The following is a 24,489-nucleotide window of genomic DNA, read 5'->3' as shown; positions in this document are numbered from 1 at the left end:
GCAGCCACTGCCACGAGTCGCTCAGCGCGGCACACGCATGACCTTGAGCATATTGGTGCCACCCGCAGTGCCGATGGGCTCACCGCAGGTAATGGCGTAGCTGTCGCCAGAGGCGACCGCCTTTTTCTCGATCAGCTTGGCCTCGGCCTGGTTGAGCAGGCTGTCGCGATCTGACTCGGAGGTGCTGAAGCTCATCAGCATCGGGCGCACGTTGCGATACAGCGCCATGCGGCGCACCGAGCTTTCGCTGCGCGACAGCGCGTAGATCGGCACATTGACGCGGTGACGGCTCATCCACAGCGCGGTCGAGCCCGATTCGGTCAGCGCAGCGATGGCCTTGCAGCCCAGGTGATGCGCGGTGAACAGCGCGGCCATGGCGATCGACTGGTCGATGCGGGTGAACTGCTTGTCCACGAAGTCGTGCTCGAGCTTGACTTCCTCGTAGGTTTCCGCCGCCTCGCAGATACTGGCCATGGCCTCCACGGTTTCGACCGGATACTTGCCTGCGGCGGTTTCGGCGGAAAGCATGACCGCATCGGTGCCGTCGAGCACCGCGTTGGCCACGTCGGACACTTCGGCGCGGGTGGGCACGGCGTTGACGATCATCGACTCCATCATCTGCGTGGCGGTGATGACCACGCGGTCCATCTCGCGCGCCATGCGGATCATGCGCTTTTGCAGCGCAGGCACTGCGGCGTTGCCGACTTCCACCGCCAGATCGCCGCGCGCCACCATGATGCCGTCGGAGGCGCGCAGGATTTCCGGCAGTGCCGGAATGGCCTCGACGCGTTCGATCTTGGCGATCAGCGCCGGCTTGTGGCCGAACGGCTCGCCCGCCACGTTGGCGAGTTGCCGTGCGAGTTCCATGTCGGTGGCGTTTTTCGGGAAGGACACGGCAAGATAATCGGCCTGGAACGACATCGCGGTACGGATGTCCTCCATGTCCTTGGCGGTCAGCGCTGGGGCCGAGAGCCCGCCGCCCTGCTTGTTGATGCCCTTGTTGTTCGACAGCTCGCCGCCGATGGTGACCACGGTGTGGATTTCCGGGCCGCTGACATGCTCGACTGTCAACACGATCAGGCCGTCGTTGAGCAGCAGGCGGTCGCCCGGATGCACGTCGCGCGGCAGGTCTTTGTAGTCCAGACCGCAGCGGGTCTCATCGCCCAGTTCGCAGGTGGCGTCGAGAATGAACTTCTGCCCCGGCTGCAGCATGACCTTGCCATCCTTGAACCGGCCGACGCGGATTTTCGGCCCCTGCAGGTCGGCCATGATGGCCACCGCTTTGCCCAGGCGGTGGGCGGTTTCCCGGATGAGCTGAGCGCGATCGATGTGATCTTGCGCCTTGCCGTGAGAGAAATTGAGCCGCACGACATCGACTCCTGCGGACAGCATGCGTTCGAGAATGTCGGGCGAGGAACTGGCGGGGCCGATGGTGGCAACGATTTTTGTGGCGCGGGACATTGAGATAGGGGGTGGGAGAAGGGAAATCTGAGGATGGGCAGTGCAACACAATCCAGGCAGAATGCGCAATTTGTCGCAGCTTGCGCTCCACAGTGTAGAACGTGCTCTTGACGGTTCCATGCGAAGCACAAGAATCGCAGCAAGCGATTGACACTGCGCAGACCCGTCTGTCATCCAGCGCCCATGAGCAACCCCCTTTCAACCGGAGCGCAATCGGCCCTGTGGCCGCACGACGCACTGTTGCCCGGCCTGGCTGCAGTGCCGGAGGTGCGCAGCCTGCTCGAAGCGGTGGATCTGCCCATCGGCCGGTGGGACGCGCAGGCGCGGCTGACGTTTTTCAATCCGCCTTATCTGGCCTGGGCGCGGCGCACGCCGCAGGAATTGCTCGGCAAGAGCCTGCAGGAGCTTTATGGTGACGATGCCTGGGCTGCGGCCCGGCCGGCGTTCGAGCGGGCCTTTCACGGCGAGCAGGCGCAGTATCTGCGGCTGCTGCGACATATCGACCCGCCGCGCTGGGCGCGGATCCAGGTGTTCCCGGAGCGCAGTAGCGGCGGGCGCATCGACGCGGTCTACACCATCGCCCACGATGTGCACGAAGACATCACCGCGGCGATGGCACTCAGGCGCTCGAACTGGCTACTCGAGCAGGCGCTGGACAACCTGCCCTGGGGTGTGATCGAAAGCGATGCCGGACTGATCATCACCCGCTGGTCGCGTTCGGCCGAGGCCATTCTGGGTTACACCGAGGCCGAATGCCTGGGCACGCATCGTCTGGAAATGGGGGTGCCCGACGAAGAGCGCGCCCGCACCCAAGCGATTTACACACGGCTGCTGTGCGGCGAAATCGACCACTGGGTGGAACAAGCACAGTATGTGCGCAAGGATCGCCGTCGTATCTGGGTGGAGTGGACGCTGTCGGCGCTGCGCGACGAGGGCGGGCAGGTCGTGTCGCTGCTGACCTTCGTGCGCGACATCACCCACCAGGTCGACACCCATGCGCGCCTGCTGCACCACGCCGAGCGCGACGCGCTGACCGGCGTGCTCAGCCGCCGCGCCATCATGGAGCGGCTCAATACCGCGCTGTCGCGCCGCGGACGTGGCGATATGCTGGCGCTGTATTTCATCGACCTGGACGGATTCAAGCAGATCAACGACCGTCTCGGCCATGTGCGCGGCGATCGCCTGCTGGCGCAGGTGGCGCATGCCATGCAGGATGTGCTGCGCCGCGACGATGCGATCGGTCGGATGGGGGGCGACGAATTCGTCGTGCTCAGTGCCATAGCCGATCTGGCTGCCGCACAGTCGCTCGCGGCCAAACTGGTCCATGCGTGCGCTGCTGCCGGCTTCGATCTGCTTTCTGGCCTGCGGGTGACCGCCAGCGTGGGCGTTGCCGCCGCCCCGACCCATGCCCGCAGCAGTTTTGACCTGCTGCAAAGAGCGGATGACGCCATGTACGCGGCAAAGAACGGCGGCAAGAACCGCTGGGCCCTGTGCAGCAGTTTTCTTGGGCAACAGTGAATCAGTCCTTGTGATGCTGCGTGCCGCGCAGGGGATTTGTTCGGTGTTGCCGTTGGCCCTAGCCCTGGGGGCGTCTCGCTTGGCTCTGCACGAGTCAGCAGACAACAGGCTGCGATGTCGATTCCTCAAGCGACCCCTTTCTTCAGCTAATTCGTTCGAGGTCTTTCGGCGGTCTGTATGAGCGTCCTGGGCGGCTTTACCAGGTGCGGCTGACCCACGACAGCACCCAGTACGCCAGCATGCCGCTGAGAATGGTGCCCAGAATGCCGCGTCGGGCGAGAAAATAGCCCGCGGCAACCACCGCCGCGCCCAGCTTGACCCACGCCGGCCCCAGCGGGGTGGCCAGCAGCAGCTCGGGGGCGACCACCGCTGCCAGCGCTGCGGCGGGCGCATAGCGCAGTGCCACCTTCACCCGCGCGGGTAGGGGCATGGGGCGGCGCGGCAGCAAGAACATATTGCGGCTCAAGATGGTCACCGCAGTCATTCCGACGACCAAGGCGATCTGCTGCAGCAGGCTCATGGTGCGCACGCTCTCAGGGTTTGCTGCCGCCCAGCGCGCGGCCGGCGGTCGAGGTGAACTGGCGCTGGCTCCATGCATCCCAGACCATGCCGACGATCAGCGCCCCGACGATGGCGGCCACCAGATTGAGCCGCAACGGCAGCCAGAACAGCAGCGCGCTCAACGCCGAAGCGACGACGATGACCGCGGCGATGCCGCGGTCGGCCAGCAGCGACAGCACAATGCCCAGCAGCGCCAGCGTGCCGGCGAAGGCCAGCCCCCAGGCGCCCGGGATGTGCTGCGCAAGCAGGATGCCGGCGATGGACGGCACCTGCCAGGCGATCCAGTTGGCCAATGAGGCGCCGAGAAAGTAGTGCGCCTGCTGCGGATCGCCGTTCGGATGCGGATGGCGGCGGATCATCAGCACCTGGCTGAGATCGCCGATCAGATAGCCGTACACCAGACGGCGCAGCCGCGGCAGATGCTCCAGATACGGCCGCATCTGCGCGCTGAAGACGACAAAGCGCAGATTGACGCAGAACGCAGTCCCCAGGATCAGCCACAGCGGAGCGCCGGCGGCGATGAGCGGCAGCGCCGCCAGCTGCGCACTGCCGGCGAACACGAACAGGCTGATCGCCAAGGCCAGCGGCACACTCAGCCCTGACTTGACCATGGCCACGCCGGTGACCAGACCCCAGGCCGAGATGCCCAGCGACACGGCGCGCATGTCTCGCAGGCCCTCGCGCAATGCGGGCTGGGCGAGCAGGATGCGAAGGCGGACGAGGGTGGACATGACGCAGCGTGTTTGCAATATTTTGCGCCGCATCAAAACAAGTCGGCAAGCACCGCATGACCCGGTGCGCGACATGCCAAGTCTGGGGACAACAGCGGGGCCCCGCGCTCCGCGCCCGTTTCAGCGCGGGGGCTGCACCGCGATGCGGCGCAGCACTGGGGCGTTTTCCAGCGCCTGTAGCAATGGCGTGGTCTGCTTCGCCGACAGCCCCGCTTGCGCTGCCTGCGCCGGAAACTGCGCGGCCAGGCTTGGTGCATACAGCCAGAACGCACTGGCGGTGTAGCGCGCCAGCGCCAGCGCCTGTGCGTCGTGCCCAAGCCGGCTGAGCAGCAGCATGCGGCGGATCAGTAGGTTCGGATCGCCATAGACATGGCTGACGCGATCCACCTCGGCCAGATCGCGCAGCAGTTCGGCGCGGGTCGCGTTCGGGGTGACCTGCAGTGCGGTGGCCTGGGCAAAGCCGATCAGCGGCCGGAAAAACAGATTGTTGCGCTCGGCCTGCTGTATGACCTGCATCGACTGGGCGCGGTCGGCTGAATAGACCGCGTCGGTGACCGTGTAGTCGATTCCGGCCTTGGCCACCAGCAGCAGCGCCAGCGCACCGATGCCCAGCGCGGCCGGGCGGGGCAGGGCCGGCGCGCGCGGTGCAGCGTTTTTGGCGCCCGGGCGCCAGCGGTCCAGTGCACCCATCCATCCGGCGAGAAAGGCAAATACCCACAGGAAGTACAAATACCACATCGGATACTCGACCAGGCTGTGCAGACCGAGGAAGGCCACGCCCATCCATGCGGTCAGCGGCAGCGGTGCGGGGCCGTCGGGGGCGACGCGGCCGTATTGCACCCAACCCCGCGCGCTGCGCCACAGCCAGATCAGCGCCACCGCCAGCACCGGCACCGTGCCCACCAGCCCGGTTTCGGCGAGCAGCTGCAGGATGAGATCGTGGGCATTGTCGATGTTGTCCAGCGGCAGCGGATGCAGCGCGTGGTGGATGGCGGCATGCTGCAGCCCCCAGCCGAGCTGCCCCCAGCCGGTGCCGAACCACGGCAGATGTTCGAACACCTGCCAGGCATTGCGCCAGATCAGTGCGCGGGCGTTGACCGGCTGGTCCAGCTGGCGGGTGACCGCATCGAGAAAGCTGATCCAGCCCAGATGGTCGGCCGTGCGCAGCGCCACCCACCACAGCGCGTACAGCACCGGCACTGCCACCAGCGCCGCCCAGCGCGGGCTGCGCCAGGCGCCACGCACAGCGATCAGCACCAGGATCGACGCCACCACCGCCTGCACCATGCCGGTACGCGAGCCGCAGACCACCAGCGCCCAGCTCATGCCGACGACTGCAGCCCACACGCTGCCTGCGCGCAGCCGCGGCGCCCACCAGGCCAGCCCGGCCAGCCCGAGCGCCACCGCAGTGGCGTAATGGTTGGGCTGGCGCAGATTGCCGAACACCCGCCCGGTGGAGGGGTAGCTGATGATGTCGGTATACAGCGGCAGATGCGCCGCCAGCCAGTTGGTCAGTGCCGGGATTTGCCAGAGCAGAAACTGCAACAGGCCGAACCCGACCTGGAACAAGCCCTGCAGCAGCAGCCCGGCGGCGGCCACGTCCAGCCAGGGGGGGGCGGACGCATCGGCGGCGGTGCTTGGCTGCCGTGCTGCGGCCTGGCCCAGACCGGCGATCAGCGCGGCGCTGAGCAGCACGGCCACGGCGACCGCGCCCTGACTGGGATAGGCCAATTGCCCGCTGACGGTCTGCAGCGCCACCACTGCGGCCAGCCATACAAATCCCCCGGCCGCCAGCCCGAACCGCGGTGTCAGCCCGCTCCACGCGGCGCTGAGAAACACTGCGGCCCACAGCGTTGCGGCCAACAGAGTGGTGCCCATTTTCGCGACCACGCCCGGATCGAAGGGCCAGAGCAGCGGTAGCGCCATTGCCAGACCGAGCAGACCGAGCGCGAGTTGTTCTGAAAGCGGCGAACCCGCCTGCGCGGGCCGGTTGGGGTGGGAGTCGGGAGCGGTCAGCGGCATGACGCGATTATCGGTGCAGCCTCGGGCGATCGACCCTGCGCGCCGTGCGCATGGGCAGCAGGCTGCTCATGACCCGATGCTTCACAACGTTTCACTGGGGCAGGGTCTTGTCGATTTGCTTGTGCTGCGCCAGCTCCTGTTCGAGCGCGCGCAGCCGGGCGTCGATGATCGAGGCCTCGAAATAGTCCGCACCCGGCGTGCGTTGCGCGATGCGCAGTTGTTCGATCGCTGCCTCGGTCTTGCCCTGCAGCGCGTAGACCTCGGCCGTGGCGCGATGCTGCGCGGCAAACGCACCGGCAGCCGCATCGGCGCGGGCCAGGTCCTGCCACAGGGTGATGTCCTCCGGGTGCGCCACGGTCTGCTCGCGCAGAAACACCCTTGCCGCGGAGATGTCGGGCTGCGCCAGCAGGCAGCGCGCCAGCAGATGCAGCGCCGCGGTGGACTGCGGGAACTCGCGGTGCAGCGCGCGCGCCGACTCCAGCGCCTTCGCCGGCTGGGTGGCCAGCAGCAGCTCGGTCTGCAGCAAATCCAGCGGCAGTCGCTCGGCGGCCGGAGCGTCGCGTGCCGCAGTCTGTGCACGAGCCAGCGCCGCGGCCGCGGCATCCGGTTTGTTCAGACGCTGCAACACCACTGCCTGGCCGTAGGCCCAGGCCACCTGCTGCGCCGGGAAATCGGCCCGCGCGCTGGCGAAGCGGCGTTCTTCGCGCAACAGCGCGTCGTGCGACTGCGGGGTGAGGGCACGGGCGCGGGCGTTCATCAGCCAGAACTGCAGGCTGTGATCCGGCGCAAGGGGTTTGTCGCCGGCGCGCGCCTGCGCATCGGCAATGCGCTCGCTGGTCAGCGGATGAGTCTGCAAAAACGCGAACACATCGGCGTCGTCCAGGCGAGAGAGGCTTTGCAACCGCAGCAGCATGCTGGCCATGGCCTGCGGCGGGTAGCCGGATTCGGCCAGTATCTGCTCACCGGTGCGGTCGGCGTCGCGTTCGTTACTGCGCGAAAAGCGCAGCGCATTGTCGATGGCCGCGGCCTGCCCGCCCAGGGCCAGCCCCTGCGCCGCCTGATCCTGTCCCGCGCTGGCGGCCACGATGGCCAGGATCAGCGAACCGATGCTCAGCAGCCGGTCCTTGCCCGCCTGCGCCAGCCGCTGCGCGATATGCCGCTGGGTGATGTGCGACATTTCATGCGCGAATACCGCGGCGAGCTGGTCACGCGACTGCGCATCGATCGCCAGGCCGGTGTGCACCCCGATCCAGCCGCCCGGCAGGGCAAAGGCGTTAAAGCTGCGGTCGCGCAGCAGGAACACGCGAAACCGCTGCGGCGCCTCCAGCTCGGCGCTGCGCCGCGCCGCCGGCGTGAGGCGATCGACGATGGCCTGCAGCTCGTCGCGCAGCAGACTGTCGTGCAGGTAAGCGGGCTCCTGGCGCATTTCGCGCATGATGATCTCGCCCAGACGCTTTTCCTGCACCGCGGAAAAGCTGCCTTGCGCCGGATCGCCCAGAGTGGGCAGGCTGCTGGCGCCACCCGGGTCGCTCAGCGTCGCGTGCTGCGCACCGCCTGCTGCTGGAGCGAGCAGCGCAGCGCCGAGCACACAGCAGATCAGGCGGCGCATGGCACGGGTCAACCCAGCGCCGCGAGTGCGGCCTGCAGTTCCTCGGGTTCATACGCCTGCAGCACGGCTTGCACGAGCGGCGCGAGTTTTTCGGTATCGGCGCGCAGCACCTCCTGCTTGACCGCGAGGATCTGCGCCGGGTGCATGGAAAAACTGCGCAGCCCCATGCCCAGCAACAGCCGGGTGAGGCTGGGATCGCCGGCCATCTCGCCGCACACGCTGATGTCGACCGCGCGGCCCTTCCAGGCGGCAGCCGCGCGGGTCTGCGCGATGATTTGTGCCAGCAGGTTGAGCACTGCGGGGTGCAGCGGGTCGTAGAGATCGGACACGCTCTCGTCGGCGCGGTCGATTGCCAGGGTGTACTGCACCAGATCGTTGGTGCCGATCGACAGGAAGTCGAAATGCCGCAGAAACAGCGGCAAGGCGAGCGCTGCGCCGGGCACCTCGATCATCGCGCCGACCTCCACTGGGCCGAAATTCCTCCCGGCCGCGCCGAGCTCGGCACGGGCCTTGTCGAGCTCTGCATAAATCTGGCGGATTTCGCGGGCGTGCGCCACCATCGGGATCAGCACCTTCAGCGGCCCGAGCGTCGCCGCACGCAGCAGCGCCCGCAGCTGGATGCGGAACATCGCCGGATCGGACAGGCTGTAGCGGATGGCGCGCAGGCCCAGCGCCGGGTTGAGATGGGTGAAGTCGCCATCGCGGTGAACTTCGCTATCGAGCGGTTTGTCCGAGCCGATGTCGATGGTGCGGATGGTCACCGGCTTGCCCTGCATCGCCAGCATCACCCGGCGATACGCCTCGTACTGCTCGTCCTCGTCCGGCAGGTGGCCGCCGCGGTTCATGAACAAGAATTCGGTGCGGAACAAGCCGATGCCCACGGCCCCCGCGTCGAGTGCCGCAACGCAGTCTTCGGGCTGCTCGATATTGGCCAGCAACTCCACCGCCTCGCCGTCCAGCGTGCGTGCCGGGGTGAACTTCAGGCGCTTGAGCCGTTCGCGGGCGAGCTGCGATTCCTGTTGGCGCAGGCGATAGTCTTCGAGGATGACCGCAGACGGATCGACGATGAGCAGGCCGCTGTCGCCGTCGATGATGACCAGGTCGTCCTGCCGGATCAGGCTGCCCGCGATACGCGCGCCCACCACCGCGGGGATGTCCAGACTGCGGGCGACGATGGCGGTATGCGAGGTCTTACCGCCCACGTCGGTGACGAAGCCCTTGAACACCCCGGTCTTGAACTGCAGCATGTCCGCCGGCGCGATGTCATGCGCGATGAGCACCAGATCGCCGTTACCGCTGGCCGAGCGTGCCAGCGCGGCGCTGCCGCGCAGCGCGCGCAGGACCCGTTCGACCACCTGTTCCACGTCGGCGATGCGCTCGCGCAGGTACTCGTCGTCCATCTCCTCGAAATTGCGCGAGATGACGTCGAGCTGTGCGGTCAGCGCCCATTCGGCGTTGTAGCGGCGCTGGCGGATCCAGGCGATGGTGTCCTGCGCCATCTGCCGGTCGTCGAGCAGCATCTTGTGCACATCGATGAACGCGGCCAATTCCGCCGGCGCATCGGGCGGCAGTTCGGCCTTGAGTGTGTCGAGCTCGGCGCGCACCGCGCGGCGCGCGGCCCGCAGCCGTTCGATCTCGGCCTCCTCCGTGCCCGGATCGATGAAATAGTGCGCCACGTCCAGGCGCGCGCTGGCGAGGATGACGGCGCGCCCGATGGCCATGCCGCGGGAAACCGGAATGCCGAACAGTTGAAGAGCCATATCCCGATGGTAGCGGCCGGTGCCCCCCGGGCAGCGCCGCACCGCGCGCGTCACCAATGCACCCCAAACGGGGCGTCGCCAAGGTGCCCTGTTTCGCCTGGCGCATCTGCGCCATCGCGATCAATCCGGGCGCAGCCCGGCGCCCGATTGCAATTGTCGCACCGCCAGGTCGCGCAGCGCGTCGGCCTGCGCCTTGGCGATGGCATGCCCATGCGCTGCCGCCTTGTGCAACCACATCATGGCCAGGTTCTCGTTGCGCTCCACGCCAAGTCCTTGCTGGTAGCACCGGTAGAGCCAGTGCATGGCGTCCGGGTCGTTCTGCTGTGCCGCCTGCTGGAACAGGGCAAACGCACCGTTTGAGATCCCCTCTTTCAAGAGCAGCATGCCCAGATCGTTCTGCGCAGCCGCGTTGCCGTGATCTGCCTCGAGGATCAATTCAGCCAGTTCTGGGTCGGGCGCACGCCCCAGGCGCGACAACACACCGGACAGGCAGACCATTGCCCGTCCAGATGCCTCCGCCCGGCTTTGCAGAACCCCCTCATCGCACCAGCGCTTGAGTGTGCGTTCGCTCTTTCCGAGAACAAGTGCCGCGATGTGCCGTGAACAGAAAGGGTCTGGCTGGGTCATGATGCGCTCCAGAGTGGCGACAGGGCCATTGTGCCTTGCCGCTGCGTCACCCCTCCAGGGGGTGACATCCTGGCCGTGTCATCCCCGCAAGGGATGACATCCCAGCCGTGTCATCCCCTACAGGGGTGACATTTCGCCCGCAATCCATTGGCGCGCGACTTGCTCTATTCCGCTTGCCCCATCGGGGGGATGACGTCAGCCCTGCGACGGCCGGCATCCACCGGGGATTTCTGACGTCGGCCTGTCGTGCCACACCACACTGTTAGGAGAATGCAATGAAAAAACAACTGCAACAAGGCTTCACGCTGATCGAACTGATGATCGTGGTGGCCATTATCGGTATCCTGGCTGCCATCGCCATCCCGGCCTATCAGGACTACACCATCCGCGCCCAGGTGTCGGAAGGCCTGTCGCTGGCTGACGGCGCCAAGACGGCGATTGCGGAGTATTACACGAACCATGGAGCGTACCCGTCGACAAATGCGTCGGCAGGATTGGCTGCTGCCGCTTCCATCACTGGAAACTATGTAACAAGCGTAGACGCGGGTTCGACCCCAGGCGTCATTACTGTAACGTACGGTAATAAAGCCAACACGGCCATCACTGGCAACACCCTCGCACTCTCGGCACTCGCGACGGGTGGCTCGATTGCCTGGACTTGTAAAGCCGGCACTACTAACCCAATTCCCGCAAAGTACCTGCCGTCTTCATGCAGATAATCTGCCCCACCCTGCAAAACCCGCCGCAAGGCGGGTTTTTTGTTCCCATCCCTGACTCTGAATCTCGGTGCTTTCTTCTGCCATGACGCCCCGCAGCACGACCTGGTTTTCTCTTGCCTGTCTCGTCCTGCTGCTGGCGTGGGTGGGGGCGGCGGTGTCGCCGCAGCATTTTTTCCGATCTCGCGCTTCTACCAGGACGGGCTGGCTGCAGCCGTGCTCGTTGCCGGCTTGCGGCAACTGGCGCACCAGCGTACCGTCCATGCGCACCGTTTCGGCATGCGCGAACCGACAGGCACCGCACCAGATCGAGACGCTGAACTGCTCGATCAGTTGCAGCGGCGCATCGCCCCGGTGCGACTTTGGCTCGGACAATCCCCAACCCGCTGCCGCTTCCCGCAACCCCATGCTGTCAAGCATCTGCCTGAACAGGGCCAAACCGCCCCAGACTGTGACCTCCCGGTGGCTGAAACTGACCGAAAACCCTTCCCCCTGTAGCACCGAGCCCGCCATGAAGACCACCTATCTTGCTGATCTACAATGATTTTTTCTGATGGTATCTATGAGCAGGCCGTTGAAAAACGTCGCGAGGATGGCCCACCGCAGGGGTGGATGGCCCACCGCAGGGGTTTTTCAACGGCCTGTTAGAACCGCATTGCCCCGCAACGGCGCACAGCTTGCCTCAAATTCACGAAAATTGGCTCATGGACAATCTGGGGTGAAGCGAGACCTGACCCCCAAGCTTTTTCTTTTGCTCATTCTCGCCCTCGGCCTGCTGGTCTACTGGCCGGGGTTGTCTGGCGGGTATGTGTTCGACGACTTCGGCAACCTGGTGGACAACCCGGCGTTTGCGCAGAGCGCGCTGCAGGCCCACTTCTGGCGCGCCATTTGGAGCGCTAACGCCGGGCCACTGGACCGGCCGCTGTCGATGTTCACCTTTGCGGCGCAGATGGTGTTCAGCGGCATGAATCCCTGGCCGCTGAAACTGGCGAATGTGTTGCTGCATCTGTTCAACGGCTGGCTGGTGTGGCTGCTTTCGGTGCGGGTGCTGGGCTGGCTGGAGCGCCAGGCGCCGCGCCCGTGGCTGGTGGGCGCGTCCACGCTGGCGCTGCTGGCCACTGCCGCCTGGGTGCTGGCGCCAATTCAGCTCACTGCGGTGTTGTATGTGATTCAGCGCGAGGAGGCCCTGGCCTCGGCGTTTGTGCTGCTGGGGCTGCTGGCGTACTGGCACGGCCGCATGCGGCTCATCGCAGGCCGGCGCGGCGCGCTGGCGTGGATTTGGGGCAGCCTGGCGCTGGGCACGTCGGTGGCTGCGCTGGCGAAGGAAACCGGGGTGATGCTGCCGGCCTACGCTTTCGTGCTGGAGTGGGTGGTGTTGCGCGGGGCGCTTGCTGCGCCTGGTGCTGCCGGGCAGGGGCGTTCTGCGGTGAACCCGCTGATTCCTGTCTTCGTGGTGCTGCTGCTCATCCCCGGCGTACTCGGGCTGGCGTGGCTGTTGCCTGGCGCGCTCAACGGCTCGGCTTATGCCGCCCGTCCGTTCACCCTGAGCGAGCGGCTGTTCACCGAAGGCCGGGTGCTGGTGGGCTATCTGCGCTGGATCGTGCTGCCGTCGCCCGATGCGCTCTCGCTCTATCACGACGATATTGCGCTCTCCACCAGCTGGCTGTCGCCGTGGACGACAGCGGCGAGCTGGGTGTTTCTGGCGGCGCTGCTGGGCGCGGCGCTGTGGCTGCGCAGGCGGCTGCCGCTGTTTGCGCTCGGCGTGTTGTGGTGGTTTGCCGGGCAGTCGCTGCTGTCCACCTTCGTGCCGCTGGAGCTGGTGTACGAACACCGCAACTATCTGCCGGACTGGGGGGTGTTTCTGGCGCTGTTTGCGTTGCTGTTCACCTGGAGCCCGCCGGACGCCGAGCGCCGCGCGACGCTGCGCTTGCTCACCGTGGGCGGCGTGTCAGCCCTCATCGCGCTTTACGGCGTGTTCACCGCCATTCGGGCGCAGGTCTGGGGCAACCCGTACCGGCTGGCGTACTTCCAAGCCACCACGCATCCGCAGTCGCCCCGCGCCAGCTACGACCTGGGCCGCATGATGCTCATCACGGCGCAGGGCGTGGACAGCCTGCAGTTCCAGATGGGCATGCAACAGATGGAACAGGGTGCGCTGTTGCCCGGCGCTGATCTACAGCCGCTGCAGGCGCTGGTGTTCATGTCGGCGAAGAACGGCCTGCCGATTCAGCCGCGCTGGTGGGCCGAGATGCGCCGCATCATCGCCACCTCGCCGATGAGCGCGGAAGACGTGGGCGCGCTCTACGGCCTGATCCAGTGCAATATCAACGGCGTGTGCCACTACACCCCGAAAGATGTGCAGCAACTCGGCGAGTTGATCGCCTTTGCGGTGCAGCACAACCCGGGCCGCGCCGATCTCGTCACCCTGCAAGCCAACTGGGCCGCCAACGTCGCGCACGACAACCCGCTGGCTTACCAACTCATGCTGCGCGCCGTGGCGCTTGACCCCGGCAAGTACGACTACTGGAAAAACCTCGTCGTCATGCAAACAGCCGCGGGGCTGTACGGCGATGCTGGCCAAGTGCTGGAACGCATGCGCGAACTCAACCGCTTTGGCATTCACGATGCGGAGATCAGGACGCTGACGCAGGGCTTGGCGCAGAAGATGGCGCAGAAAGCAAGGGCCAGCGGCCAGGCTGAAACGGAAAGTCGCTAACAATGCCCCACAGCGAACCGTCTTCCAGTGCCACCCTGCTCTTTCGCCGCGCGCTGCCGCTCGTGGCGTTGGCGGCATTGCTGGCGGTCGCCTGGCTGGCTTACTGGCCCGGGCGCACCGGACCCTTCCTTTTCGACGATTTTTCCAACCTCGCCTCGCTGGGCGATTACGGCCAGATCGATACCTGGTGGAAGGTGGTGGCCTTTCTCACCTCGGGCTTTGCCGGGCCGACGGGACGGCCGCTGTCGCTCGCCACCTTTCTGCTCGATGCCCGTAACTGGCCCGCGGCGCCCGAGGCGTTCAAGCTCACCAATGTGGCCATCCACCTGCTCAACGGCGTACTGCTCGCGGGTCTGAGCGCGGCGCTTTCGCGGGCGCTGGGTCTGGCGCGGCGGCCTGCAGCCTGGGCAGGCGTGCTGGCTGCAGGGCTGTGGCTGCTTGACCCGTTCTGGGTGAGCACCACGCTGTATGTGGTGCAGCGCATGGCCATGCTTGCCGCCACTTTTGTGTTTGCCGGACTGTGGGGCTACGCGCATGGCCGCTCGCTGTTGGCGCAAGGGCACAGGCGCGCGGGCTATGTGTGGATGAGCGTGTCGCTGGCGCTGGGCACGCTGCTGGCCGTGCTCTCCAAGGAAAACGGCGCACTGCTGCCACTCTTGGCCTGGGTGCTGGAGGCGCTGGTATTCGACCGACGCCACACGGCGCTGGAGCAAGGCGGACGCATATTCCTCGCCTGGCGCTGGGTGTTCATCCGCCTGCCCGCGCTGGCCGTGCTGGGCTATCTCGCCACCTTTCTGCCGGGGTTGTGGACGGGCGCTGCAGCCGGGCGCGACTTCACCCCACTGCAGCGTCTGCTGACCGAGAGTCGCATTGTCTGGACGTATCTGGGCGACATCTGGCTGGCGCGCACCTCCGTCGGCGGCCTGTTCCACGACGACATCGTTCTCTCCACCGGACTGCTGCAGCCGCTGTCCACGCTGTTCGCAGTGCTCGGCATTCTGACGCTCATCGTCTTTGCCGTCCTGTCGCGCTGGGCGCGCAGCCCGGTGGTGGCCGCAGCCGGCGTGGCCGTGGGCTTCTATCTGGCCGGACAAGTGATGGAAAGCACCTGGCTGCAGCTCGAACTCGCGTTCGAACATCGCAACTACCTGCCGGCTGCGCTGATGTTTCTGCCGCTGGCCATCTGGCTGGTGCGCGCCGCGCAAGGCAGCGAGGCGCAAGCCGCGCCGCGCAGGCGCTGGCCCATCTGGTTCGCTATGGCGCTGCTGGCCTTGTTTGCGCTGCAGACCGCGCGCCGCGCCGATGTCTGGGGCAAGCCCTTTGAGCAAGCGCTGGTCTGGGCGCGCGAACACCCGGATTCGCCACGCGCGCAAAACTATCTGGCCAATTTCTGGAGCAATGTCGGCAATCTGCCCGAGGCCGCTCGCCTGCTCGATTGCGCTTTGCGTGAACATCCGCACAGCCTCATTCTGCTGATCAACCGTGTCGGCGTGGCTTGCGCGCAAGGCGAGGCGCCAGACGGCCTGCGCGCAAGTCTGCTGCAGGCGGCCAGCAGCGCCAAACTGGCCGACAACGTCACGCAATACCAGTTCGGTAAATTGCTCGATGGCCTGGATACCTGCACCGTCTTCGGCCCCGGTTTCGGCCAGACCCTCATCACAGCCGCACGGCATAACCCGCAGGCGTCGCAAACCGTCGTGCAGCGCGATCTGCTGCACCGCGACGCCCTATCGGCCCTCGCCGCGGGACGCGCGCAAGCGGCCTATGCGCTCTATCTGCAAGCCCTGCGGCTGCCCGGTCTGCCGGTAGGAGAACGCTTGCGTTTCGCCGCGGAACTCGCCAGCGCCGGGCATCAGCGCGAAGCGCTTGACCTGCTCAATGCGGTGCCGTCACCCCTGGCGCACATTCGCGGCTGGAATATGGCCGCCCTGCATCAGCGCTGGCTGCGGCATGTCGGGTTTTATCAAGACAGCGAGGCGCAACTGCGCAAGGTTCTGACCGAAGAAATTGAGGGGAAGAAATGACTCCATACACACTCTCCGTCATTCTTCCCGCCCGCAACGAAGCAGGCGCGGTTGGCCAGACTGTGGAGCGCATTCGCGCGCTTTATCCCGACGCCGAAATCCTCGTGGTGAACGACGGCTCCACCGACGCCACCGCCACTGTTGCCGCGCAGGCAGGCGCGCGGGTCATCAGCAAGCCCTACGGCATGGGCAACGGCGCTGCCATCAAGACCGGCGCGCGCGCGGCACAAGGTGAGGTGCTGGTGTTCATGGATGCCGACGGCCAGCATGACCCCGCCGACATCCCACGCCTGCTCGCCAAGCTGGACGCGGGCTACGACATGGCCGTAGGCGCGCGCGGTGACGGTTCGCAGGCCAGCGTAGGACGCGGCCTGGCCAACGGCCTGTACAACCGCCTCGCCAGCTGGATGACCAACCACCCCGTGCTCGACCTGACCAGCGGCTTTCGCGCCGTGCGGGCCGACAAGTTCCGCGAATTCATCCACTTGCTGCCCAACGGCTTTTCCTACCCCACCACCAGCACCATGGCGTTTTTCCGCAGCGCCTACCCGGTGGCCTATGTGCCCATCGTGGCGGCGCGGCGCATCGGCAAGAGCCACATCCGCCCGCTGCGCGACGGCGTGCGCTTTCTGCTCATCATTTTCAAGATTGCCACGCTGTATTCGCCGCTGAAACTGTTTGCCCCGGTGGCGGCGGGCTTCTTCCTGCTAGGCCTGGGCAACTATGCCTACACCTTTTCCATTGGCCATCGATTCACCAATATGAGCGCGCTGCTCATGAGTGCTGCGGTCATCGTGTTCCTTATCGGGCTGATCTCGGAGCAGATCACCAACCTGACGTATAAGCGCGAAAGTTGAAGGGCTAAAATCGAGCGAGGGAACCGCTGATCAACTCGCTGCTTTCTGCGCCGCATCGATCATCCGTTGCGTTCATTTCATGATGCGCAAGATTTTTGCGCAATGGCGGTCGATTTGGTGATTTCTGGGCGGTGTTTCTCGAAGTTGTGGGGTTTTCCCCGTTGTTTTGCGTCTTCAGGACGCAGGTGTGCCTTGGGGGACCAACAGTTTTCTTTTGGCCAGCGCCAGATTCACCAGACCGAACAGGCTGTAGCAGGCCGTTGAAAAACGTCGCGAGGATGGCCAGATGCAAGGCGCACGGCGCGCAGCGACCGAGACATATCAAATAGATAGGCGAGGCAGCGAGCACCGCGCAACGCCGCAGATGGCCCACCGCAGTAGTTTTTCAACGGCCTGGTAGAGCTGGGCGGTGTTCTTCGCCAGTCCCTTGTAGCGGGTCTTCTTGTGACCAAACAGATTCTTGAGCACATGAAACGCATGCTCCACCCGGGCACGCACACGGGCCTTGGCCCGCTCCAGCGCCTGCTGGACGATACAGCCATTGCGCCGGAGCTATGGCCTCTGGAACTCTCCAATGTGCTGCGCGCGGCATGCAAGCGCGGTGCCCTTGTGGCGCAGCGGGCGCAGGAAATCAGCGCGGAAATTTGCGTCCTGCCGATCACGATTGACGCAGAGTCGCAGTCGCCCGCGGCACTCCTCGCCCTCGCCCTGCGCTTCGATCTCACCAGCCACGACGCCGCCTACCTGGAACTCGCCCTGCGCCTGCAGTTGCCCATCGCAACGCAAAATGCTGCGCTGATGCAGGCCGCAATGGCCGCAGGCGTGGGCGTGGCGCGCTGAATATGAGCCGCAAGGTCGCGCACAACGCCTTGTGGAATGTTGGCGGGCAACTGGTCACGTTGGGCGTGGGGCTGGTGGCGCTGCCCATCCTGCTGCATGCGCTGGGCGCAGCGCGGCTGGGCGTGTTCACCCTGGCACTGGGGTTGATCGGGTTTTCCGGGCTGTTCGATATGGGTCTGAGCCGCGCGCTCACGCAAACCGTCTCCAGCAGCCTGGGGCTGGGGCGCCCACGCGCACAGGTCGCCGCACTGGTGTGGCGCGTCATCGGCCTGCTCGCGGGCTTTGGCGTGCTGTGGCTGGTGGCGCTGTGGTGGGCCGCGCCGTTACTGGTGGAGCGGCTGTTTTCGCTCAGCGGCGAGATGGCGAGCGAAACCCTTTTCGGCCTGCGCGCGCTGGCGCTGTCCATCCCCTTCGCACTGGCCGCCACCGGGGCGATGGGCACACTGGAGGGCCTGCAACAGTTTCGCCTGCTCAGCCTGTGGCGCATGCCCATGAGCCTGCTGCAGTTCGGCCTGCCAGTGATCGTGGCGCTGATCCGCCCTGACATCGGCTGGGTGATCGCCGCGCTGGCCGCCACGCGCGTGGTGTGGATGGCGCTGTGGCTCACGCAGTTGCAGCGCCTGCTGCCGCCCGAGCCGGGCATCCGCGCCAGCCGCGACGATCTGCGCCATGCGTTGCACTTCGGCGGCTGGCTGTCGGTGAGCAACCTCATCGGCCCGCTGATGGTCTATGCCGACCGCTTTTATCTGGCCAGCCTGTTTCCGCCCGCGACGGTGGCGTATTACACCGTGCCGTTCGACACCGCGTTTCGCGCCGCGTCGTTGCCCCAAACCGCGATGAACGCGCTGTTCCCGGCGCTGGCGGAAACGCAGTCCCGGCCCGAAGCCTCGACACGGCTTTTGGCCCTCGCCATCCGCGCCGTGGTGGTGCTGGTGCTGCCCGCAGTCCTTTTGGTGGCGGTGTTCGCGCATCCCTTGCTGGCACTCTGGCTCAATGCGAGTTTTGCGGGACCGGCCACGCCGGTGCTGCAACTGCTGCTGATCGGCATTTTTCTCAACAGCGCCGCGCATCTGCCCTATGCCCTGCTGCAAGCGCATGGCCGCTCGGACCTGACCGCCAAGCTGCACCTGCTGGAACTGCCGGTGTTCGCCGCGCTGCTGGTTGCGGGTGTGCACTGGTTTGGCATCGCCGGCGCGGCGCTGGCGTGGACGCTGCGCGTGGCGCTGGATACCGCGTTGCTGTACGGCACCGCGTGGAGGCTGCAGCGGCCCTTGCGCATGATGCTGACACGGGGCATCGGCCTGCTGTGCCTGGCGTGCGCGGCGTTCCTGCTGGTGGTGTATGCGCTGCAGAGTCAATTGCAACTCGTGGCGATCGGCATCGTCGTCGCAGCCTGCGTATTTGCGACGCTGCGTTTGCTGCGCCTGACCCGTTTCAATACCCACAAGGAAATCACGCCATGAGCGAAACCCCACGCCCTTGGCCTCAGGCCGATCTCGAAGCCGTGCCGCAGTGCCCGGTGTGCGGCAGCGCCGAGCGCAGCCTGCTCTACAAGGGCCTCACGGATCGCGTGTTCTGCGTGGCCGATGGCGCATGGGATCTGTACCGCTGTGCACACTGCGCCAGTGGCTACCTCGACCCCAGACCGACCGCTGAGAGCATTGGTCGCGCTTATGCCGGCTACTACACGCACGACGCCGAAGATCACCCCATCGTGCGCCGCAAGGGCCGCATCCGCAGCCTTCTGCACGACTTGATCAACGGCTATCAAAACCATCGCTACGGCCTGCAGCGCAGCCCGGCCTTGCCGGTTGGACGCTGGCTGTTGCCGCTGCTGCCATCGCTGCGCACGGCGGCGGATGCCGAGTGCCGCCACCTGCCACCGCTACCTGCTGGCGGTGGGCGCCTGCTCGATGTGGGCTGCGGCAACGGCGGTTTTCTGCTGCTGGCCCGACAAGCCGGATGGCAGGTGGAGGGGCTGGATTTCGACGCGGGCGCGGTGCAGACCGCCCGCTCACGCGGGTTGGAGGTGCATCACGGCGGCATCGAGGTGCTGGATGGGCGCAGCGCCTGCTACGACGTGATTACCCTGTGCCACGTGATCGAGCATGTGCACGACCCTGTTGCCACCTTGCGCCGATTGCATGCGCTGCTTATACCGGGCGGCGTGCTGTGGCTGGACACGCCGAATCTGGCCAGCCTTGGAGCCGTGCGGTTTGGGCCGCATTGGCGCGGCCTAGAAACACCACGCCATCTTTTGTTCACGCCCTCGAGTTTGACGAACAGTCTTGTCACTGCGGGTTTCAGTTCGTTCAAACAGCATTGGCGCGGTATGTCACTTTTCGGTGTGTATGCGCCAAGTGAGGCCATCGCAAATGGAGGAACTGGACTCAACGCCAGCCACCAAGGCCGTCCCCCGCTGCGCGATGTGCTCGCCGAATTGCGCGAAATGGCGCAGCCCGCGCGCCGCGAATTCCTCACTTTCTCGGCGCGCAAGTAAACCGCATGCAGCCATCCGCCAGCAGCAGGGTGTTCGCCGTGGTCGTGGCCTATCTGCCCGACACCGAGGTGCTGCGCGCCCTGCTCGATGCGCTGCTCGCGCAAACCGCGGGCGTGTTCGTGGTGGACAACACGCCCGCCGCGGACCGGCGTGTGGAAGCGCTGTGCGCCGCATTGCCGCAACCCGCACTGCACCTGATTCGCCTGGGCGAGAACCTCGGCATCGCGCGCGCCCTGAACATCGGCATTGACGCCGCGCTCGCCGCAGGCGCCACGCATGTGCTGCTCAGCGACCAAGACAGTCTGCCCGCGCCCGACATGGTGGCGGCGCTGCTGGCCGCCATGGATGATTTGCAGCGCGCCGGGCAGCGCGTCGGGGCCGTCGGCCCCACTTACACCGACCGCCATACCGGCATCACCTTTCCCTTTCAGGCGTACATCCCGGGCAGGTTTTTCTATGGCCACCGCAGACCGGATGCCGCGCATCCCACGGTGGAGGCATTGACGCTGATCACCTCCGGCACCTTGGTTCTTGCCGCTGTGCTGCGCGAAGTGGGGCCGATGCGCGAGGATTTTTTCATCGACCACGTGGACCTCGAATGGAGCCACCGCGTGCGCGCAGCGGGCTACGCGCTGTTCGGCGTGGGCGCGGCGGTGATGTTTCACAGCATGGGCGACCAGGCGTTGCGCGTGTGGTACTTCGGCTGGCGGCAGGAGAGCGCGTACAGCCCGCTGCGGGTGTACTACCGAATTCGCAACTTCGTCGCGCTGTGCCGCCTGCCATTCATCCCCTGGCGCTGGAAGCTGCGCAATGGCTGGTACTGGCTCGGTTTTGTCTATACGCAAACCGTGTTCGGCCAGCAGCGCCTGGCGGCCTTGCGCATGGCCGCGCTTGGCCTGCGGGACGGCCTGCGCGGGCGCATGGGGCCGTGGCGAGGGTAGTGGTTGCGTCGCCTTGGTTTGCGACTATCCAATTTCCGGCGCACCGTGGCGCAGCAGCATGCGCAGTTTGTGCGGCAGCCAGTGAAAGCGGCGCATGAAGCGCCAGCCGGATTGCTTTTGCCGGGCGCGCAAACTGCGTCGCAGTGCGCTGATGTCTTTGCGGTGCCGCCAGAGGCCAGGCAGGATCGTGCCGTAAATACACTTGATCTTGCCGCGACCTGATCCGGCAAGCCACAGAAACGACGCCTCGATCCCCAGCAGCAGCACGTGGATGGGCAGCAGAGCCAGCAGCGCCCAGGCGGGATAGCACAGCAGCATCACAGCTGTCTTGTTGCGCTCGCTCAGGGCGCGGCGGCGCGCGGTGGTTTTGAGCTTGTCATCCATCACTTTGCCGCCGCCCAGGTTCTTGCCGATCCAGTGATCGAAGCCGGGCGCGTCCAGAACGCGCGTGGGGTAGCCAAGCAGTCGTGCGGCCTGACAAAGATAAATGTCCTCGGCGATGGACTCGAACCAGGGCGGAAACCCGCCGACGGCACGCCAGACCTCGCGCGGAATCCAGAGGCAGGCGCCTGTCGCGGTGGCCACTTCGTGCACGCCGGTGGTGAAGATGGGGATCGGGTTCATGAACAGGTCAAACTCGTAACCGCGATCGATCAGGCTGCCGTCGTGCAGCGTGTACTGCGGCAGACCCAGCACCAGCGGGCTGGTTGCCTTATGCGCCTCGCGCAGCAGGGCGTCGAGACTGCCCGGACGCAGCACGGCATCGTTGTTGAGCAGCAGCAGATAGTGCCCGCGTGCGGCTTCCGCCATGCGGTTGTTGCTGATGCAGAAGCCCACGTTGTCGCGGCTTTCGATCACCTGCACATCAGGGAATTCGTGCCGGACCAAAAATACCGAGCCATCGGTGGAAGCGTCATCGTGCAGGAGCACCTCGATTCGGAAATCGCCACTTTGCGCGTAAACCGAATTGAGGCAGTCGCGCAGCATGCTCTCGCCGTTGTAGTTGGCGATGCAGACGCTGATCTGTGGCGGCGTGTCGAGTGCGCGACTCATCGCCCGGTCCTCCATCGATCGTGCAATTCGCGCAATGCCGGACAGAGCCGCTGCGCGATCGCGTGAACCGAGAGCTTTTGCTGGTACAGCGCGTGTCCGCGCGCGCCGATGCGTGACAGCGCGTTGCGCTCGGCGAAAGCCCAGCGCAGTGCTGCAGCAAGCGCATCAGGGTCCGCCTGCGGAACCAACAGGCAGTTTTCTTTGTCGAGCAATCCGATGTCTTCGTCGATCGCGCCGATGACCGTGGCCTTGCCTAGTGCAAGCGCTTGCGAGGTCTTGCTGGTGATGACGCGGCGGCCTTGTGGCGTGCCGCCGAACGGGCCGCCAAGGCAAAGGTCGGCGCGGGGAATCTCCTTATCCACCAATTCATTTAGCGGCACCCAGGCGCGGTGGGTGTATCGCGTGACGTCAAGGCGCTCGCAAAGCTGACGCAGGCGACGTGCCTGCTTTGCACCGCCGCCGATAAAGTCGAAACGGATGGGCAGATCCCGCAACTGCGCAGCGGCAGCTACGATCACATCAACACCATGCAGCGGCAGCATCGAGCCATAAAAAAGCACAGAAAAACTGTCTTCACCAGAACGCTGCTCCTGAACATCAACGCCAATAGACAGTTCTGCCGCCCCAACCGGAAGTGCCAGCAATTTGGAACGAGGCATTCCGAACTGCTGAACATAAAAATCGACATGCTGCTGGGTATCGGTCAACACCAAGTCAGCATTTCGCAAAATGCCGAGTTCCAGCCAACGCATCACAGGCGAGAACAACTGACCGAGGATGCCCGCTTTCTTTTCCTCGCCCAGGGCCGCCGACGGAGACATCAAGGCATCGAAAACAAGCGGTTTCCCCAGCGATAGCCAGCGCAATGGCCAAAATATCTCATGCCCTCGAAAACCGAGCACATAGAGATCTGGCTTATGCCCCTTATTGATGCGCCGCAATGCCGTCCACGTTTCGAGATAGCGTCTCAAACCGATACTATGATTGCGCGCTTCGAATACTTCGATGTCAGGACATTCGCCCATGGCGCGCAAAAGTCCCTGGCTACGGATGTAGTCGGGGGCGCGGTAGGAAACGATATAGGCGACCTTCAAAGCTGGGTGCTTTCAGTGCGTTTAGCAGGCCGTTGAAAAACTACGACGATGTCCCGCGCGTAGTGAACAATGACCATACCTTCTTGAGCGTCTCACGCATGGCAGGGTCTCAAGCGACGATGACGTTCATCCCGGACATCCGGCCTCGCGTATCGACGATCAGCCGAGCCTGTCGCCGCAGCTGGTCGTAGTCGAACGCGTCATGGTCGGTGGCAAGAACCACGCAGTCATAGCTCGCGATTGCATCCGCGGTGAGCGGCACGGACTGCAGATCGAAGTGATAGTCGCGCTTGCGCGGAAAGACGGGCACGTGTGGATCACTGTATGCGACCTCGGCACCCTTGGACTGCAGCAGATGCATGATCTCTACCGCGGGTGACTCGCGCGTGTCGTCGATGTTCTTCTTGTAGGCCAGCCCTAGCACCAGGATCTTGCTGCCCTTGATCGCCAGCCCGCGCTCATTGAGCGCGTCGGCCACCTTTCCCACCACCCAGTGGGGCATGTAGTGATTGATCTCCCCCGCCAGTTCGATGAAGCGCGTGTTCACACCGTATTCGCGCGCTTTCCACGTCAGATAGAAGGGGTCGATCGGGATGCAATGCCCTCCCAGACCCGGCCCGGGGCGATAGGGCACGAAGCCAAAGGGCTTGGTCGATGCCGCATCGATCACTTCATGGATGTTGATGCCCATCTTGTCGGCCACGATCTTCATCTCGTTGACCAGGCCGATGTTGACGCTGCGATGGATGTTCTCCAGCAGCTTGGTCATCTCGGCGACCTTGGTGCTGCTCACAGGGACCAAGGTGGGGATCGCGTGCCGGTAGACGGCTTGACCCAGCTGAAGGCAAGTAGCTGTCATGCCGCCAATGACCTTGGGAATGTCCTGGGTGGCGTAGTACGGATTGCCGGGGTCCTCGCGTTCGGGGCTGAAGACCAGGGCGCAGTTCTGGCCGGGAATCAGGCCACGCGCGCGCAGCCGGGGTGCCAACACTTCTTCCGTCGTGCCGGGCCACGTCGTGCTCTCAAGGCTTACGAGCTGTCCTTCGCGCATGTGCGGCAGCATCGTCTCGACCGTATCGACGATGTAGCTCAGGTCGGGCTCCCGGTAGCGGTTGAGTGGTGTCGGTACGCAGATGATCAAGGCATCGGCCTCTGCGGTGCGGGCAAAGTCGCCGGTCGCCTCGAACCCGCGAGCCCGAGCCTGCTGAATCCGATCCGGGGTGAGCCGCTCGATGTAGCTTTGCCCTGCGATGAGCTTTTGCACCTTGTCCGCATCGATGTCGAAACCGATCACCCGGATGCCCACCTCGGCAAAGCGCAGGGCCAGCGGCAAGCCGACGTAGCCGAGGCCGTAGATACCAACGCAGACGGTCTTGCTGTGGATTCGCTCGCGCAGCGCCTTCAGCGAACTAGGAAATTGAGAAGACATTCTGATATTTTGGTGCGTCAAGATGGAGGC

Annotated in this window: 20 protein-coding genes and 1 pseudogene; 9 read left to right on the top strand and 12 right to left on the bottom strand. The window is 65.3% G+C overall.

The window, feature by feature from the left end; translation table 11 throughout:
* Positions 1–21: 21 nt before the first annotated feature.
* Positions 22–1,461: a pyruvate kinase gene (gene pyk, locus ACZ47F_RS01830; RefSeq protein WP_464925611.1), complete on the bottom strand. Its 1,440-nt coding sequence runs from the start codon at positions 1,459–1,461 to the stop codon at positions 22–24.
* Positions 1,462–1,644: 183 nt separating this feature from the next.
* On the opposite strand from pyk, the gene ACZ47F_RS01825 reads away from it, so the two are divergent.
* Complete coding sequence (locus ACZ47F_RS01825) at positions 1,645–2,979, top strand: sensor domain-containing diguanylate cyclase (RefSeq protein WP_464925610.1); 1,335 nt, start codon at positions 1,645–1,647, stop codon at positions 2,977–2,979.
* A gap of 196 nt (positions 2,980–3,175) precedes the next feature.
* Here the strand turns inward: ACZ47F_RS01825 and ACZ47F_RS01820 are convergent, their stop codons facing one another.
* From ACZ47F_RS01820 to ACZ47F_RS01795, 6 genes are all read right to left on the bottom strand, one after another.
* Entirely contained in the window at positions 3,176–3,499 is a 324-nt protein-coding gene (locus tag ACZ47F_RS01820) for an AzlD domain-containing protein (protein WP_464925609.1), read from the bottom strand.
* Positions 3,500–3,512: 13 nt separating this feature from the next.
* Complete coding sequence (locus ACZ47F_RS01815; protein WP_464925608.1) at positions 3,513–4,271, bottom strand: AzlC family ABC transporter permease; 759 nt, start codon at positions 4,269–4,271, stop codon at positions 3,513–3,515.
* A gap of 120 nt (positions 4,272–4,391) precedes the next feature.
* Positions 4,392–6,293, bottom strand: a complete 1,902-nt coding sequence (locus ACZ47F_RS01810) for a PglL family O-oligosaccharyltransferase (RefSeq protein WP_464925607.1) — start codon at positions 6,291–6,293, stop codon at positions 4,392–4,394.
* Between the two features lie 91 nt (positions 6,294–6,384).
* Positions 6,385–7,902 (bottom strand): M48 family metalloprotease, encoded by a 1,518-nt coding sequence (locus ACZ47F_RS01805; protein ID WP_464925606.1) that lies wholly within the window; start codon positions 7,900–7,902, stop codon positions 6,385–6,387.
* 8 nt (positions 7,903–7,910) lie between these two features.
* Positions 7,911–9,662 (bottom strand): phosphoenolpyruvate--protein phosphotransferase, encoded by a 1,752-nt coding sequence (ptsP, locus tag ACZ47F_RS01800; protein ID WP_464925605.1) that lies wholly within the window; start codon positions 9,660–9,662, stop codon positions 7,911–7,913.
* A 120-nt stretch (positions 9,663–9,782) separates the two neighbouring features.
* Positions 9,783–10,160 carry a tetratricopeptide repeat protein gene (locus ACZ47F_RS01795; RefSeq protein ID WP_464925604.1) on the bottom strand — a complete coding sequence of 126 codons (378 nt, stop codon included), beginning with the start codon at positions 10,158–10,160 and terminating at the stop codon, positions 9,783–9,785.
* A 404-nt stretch (positions 10,161–10,564) separates the two neighbouring features.
* Between ACZ47F_RS01795 and ACZ47F_RS01790 the strand changes: the two genes are divergently transcribed.
* Positions 10,565–11,008, top strand: a complete 444-nt coding sequence (locus ACZ47F_RS01790; protein WP_464925603.1) for a pilin — start codon at positions 10,565–10,567, stop codon at positions 11,006–11,008.
* Here the strand turns inward: ACZ47F_RS01790 and ACZ47F_RS01785 are convergent.
* Positions 10,997–11,518 (bottom strand): hypothetical protein, encoded by a 522-nt coding sequence (locus ACZ47F_RS01785; RefSeq protein WP_464925602.1) that lies wholly within the window; start codon positions 11,516–11,518, stop codon positions 10,997–10,999. The two genes, ACZ47F_RS01790 and ACZ47F_RS01785, sit on opposite strands and share 12 nt — an antisense overlap.
* A 238-nt stretch (positions 11,519–11,756) precedes the next feature.
* On the opposite strand from ACZ47F_RS01785, the gene ACZ47F_RS01780 reads away from it, so the two are divergent.
* From ACZ47F_RS01780 to ACZ47F_RS01770, 3 genes are read left to right on the top strand one after another with little or no spacing between them, the layout of a single operon-like run.
* On the top strand, positions 11,757–13,721 hold the full coding sequence (locus ACZ47F_RS01780) for a tetratricopeptide repeat protein (RefSeq protein ID WP_464925601.1): 1,965 nt from the start codon (positions 11,757–11,759) through the stop codon (positions 13,719–13,721).
* Between the two features lie 2 nt (positions 13,722–13,723).
* Complete coding sequence (locus ACZ47F_RS01775; protein ID WP_464925600.1) at positions 13,724–15,745, top strand: hypothetical protein; 2,022 nt, start codon at positions 13,724–13,726, stop codon at positions 15,743–15,745.
* Complete coding sequence (locus ACZ47F_RS01770; protein WP_464925599.1) at positions 15,742–16,602, top strand: glycosyltransferase family 2 protein; 861 nt, start codon at positions 15,742–15,744, stop codon at positions 16,600–16,602. Before ACZ47F_RS01775 ends, ACZ47F_RS01770 begins: the two co-directional genes overlap by 4 nt.
* Positions 16,603–16,923: 321 nt before the next feature.
* Here the strand turns inward: ACZ47F_RS01770 and ACZ47F_RS01765 are convergent.
* Positions 16,924–17,124 (bottom strand): annotated as a pseudogene (locus ACZ47F_RS01765) (transposase); the annotation flags it as partial.
* Here ACZ47F_RS01765 and ACZ47F_RS01760 point away from each other — a divergent pair.
* The 4 genes from ACZ47F_RS01760 to ACZ47F_RS01745 are packed head-to-tail and all read left to right on the top strand — an operon-like array spanning position 17,071 to position 20,883.
* Complete coding sequence (locus ACZ47F_RS01760; RefSeq protein ID WP_464925598.1) at positions 17,071–17,442, top strand: type II toxin-antitoxin system VapC family toxin; 372 nt, start codon at positions 17,071–17,073, stop codon at positions 17,440–17,442. The pseudogene ACZ47F_RS01765 and the gene ACZ47F_RS01760 overlap by 54 nt on opposite strands.
* A gap of 2 nt (positions 17,443–17,444) precedes the next feature.
* On the top strand, positions 17,445–18,905 hold the full coding sequence (locus ACZ47F_RS01755; RefSeq protein ID WP_464925597.1) for a flippase: 1,461 nt from the start codon (positions 17,445–17,447) through the stop codon (positions 18,903–18,905).
* Positions 18,902–19,942, top strand: a complete 1,041-nt coding sequence (locus ACZ47F_RS01750) for a class I SAM-dependent methyltransferase (protein WP_464925596.1) — start codon at positions 18,902–18,904, stop codon at positions 19,940–19,942. Before ACZ47F_RS01755 ends, ACZ47F_RS01750 begins: the two co-directional genes overlap by 4 nt.
* 5 nt (positions 19,943–19,947) lie before the next feature.
* Entirely contained in the window at positions 19,948–20,883 is a 936-nt protein-coding gene (locus ACZ47F_RS01745) for a glycosyltransferase family 2 protein (RefSeq protein ID WP_464925595.1), read from the top strand.
* Between the two features lie 24 nt (positions 20,884–20,907).
* Here the strand turns inward: ACZ47F_RS01745 and ACZ47F_RS01740 are convergent, their stop codons facing one another.
* The 3 genes from ACZ47F_RS01740 to ACZ47F_RS01730 all read right to left on the bottom strand — a co-directional run bounded on the left by ACZ47F_RS01740 (position 20,908) and on the right by ACZ47F_RS01730 (position 24,459).
* Positions 20,908–21,936, bottom strand: coding sequence for a glycosyltransferase family 2 protein (locus ACZ47F_RS01740; RefSeq protein WP_464925594.1), 1,029 nt, complete (start codon positions 21,934–21,936; stop codon positions 20,908–20,910).
* The gene (locus tag ACZ47F_RS01735; RefSeq protein ID WP_464925593.1) at positions 21,933–23,030 is read right to left on the bottom strand and encodes a glycosyltransferase; all 1,098 of its coding nucleotides are present in this window, start codon (positions 23,028–23,030) and stop codon (positions 21,933–21,935) included. Before ACZ47F_RS01735 ends, ACZ47F_RS01740 begins: the two co-directional genes overlap by 4 nt.
* Before the next feature lie 109 nt (positions 23,031–23,139).
* Complete coding sequence (locus ACZ47F_RS01730; RefSeq protein ID WP_464925592.1) at positions 23,140–24,459, bottom strand: nucleotide sugar dehydrogenase; 1,320 nt, start codon at positions 24,457–24,459, stop codon at positions 23,140–23,142.
* Positions 24,460–24,489: the final 30 nt, after the last annotated feature.

The sequence above is a fragment of the Thiomonas islandica genome (assembly GCF_055383445.1).
Note: the sequence above shows the minus strand (reverse complement) of the source record. Positions and strands in the feature narration are given on the sequence as shown.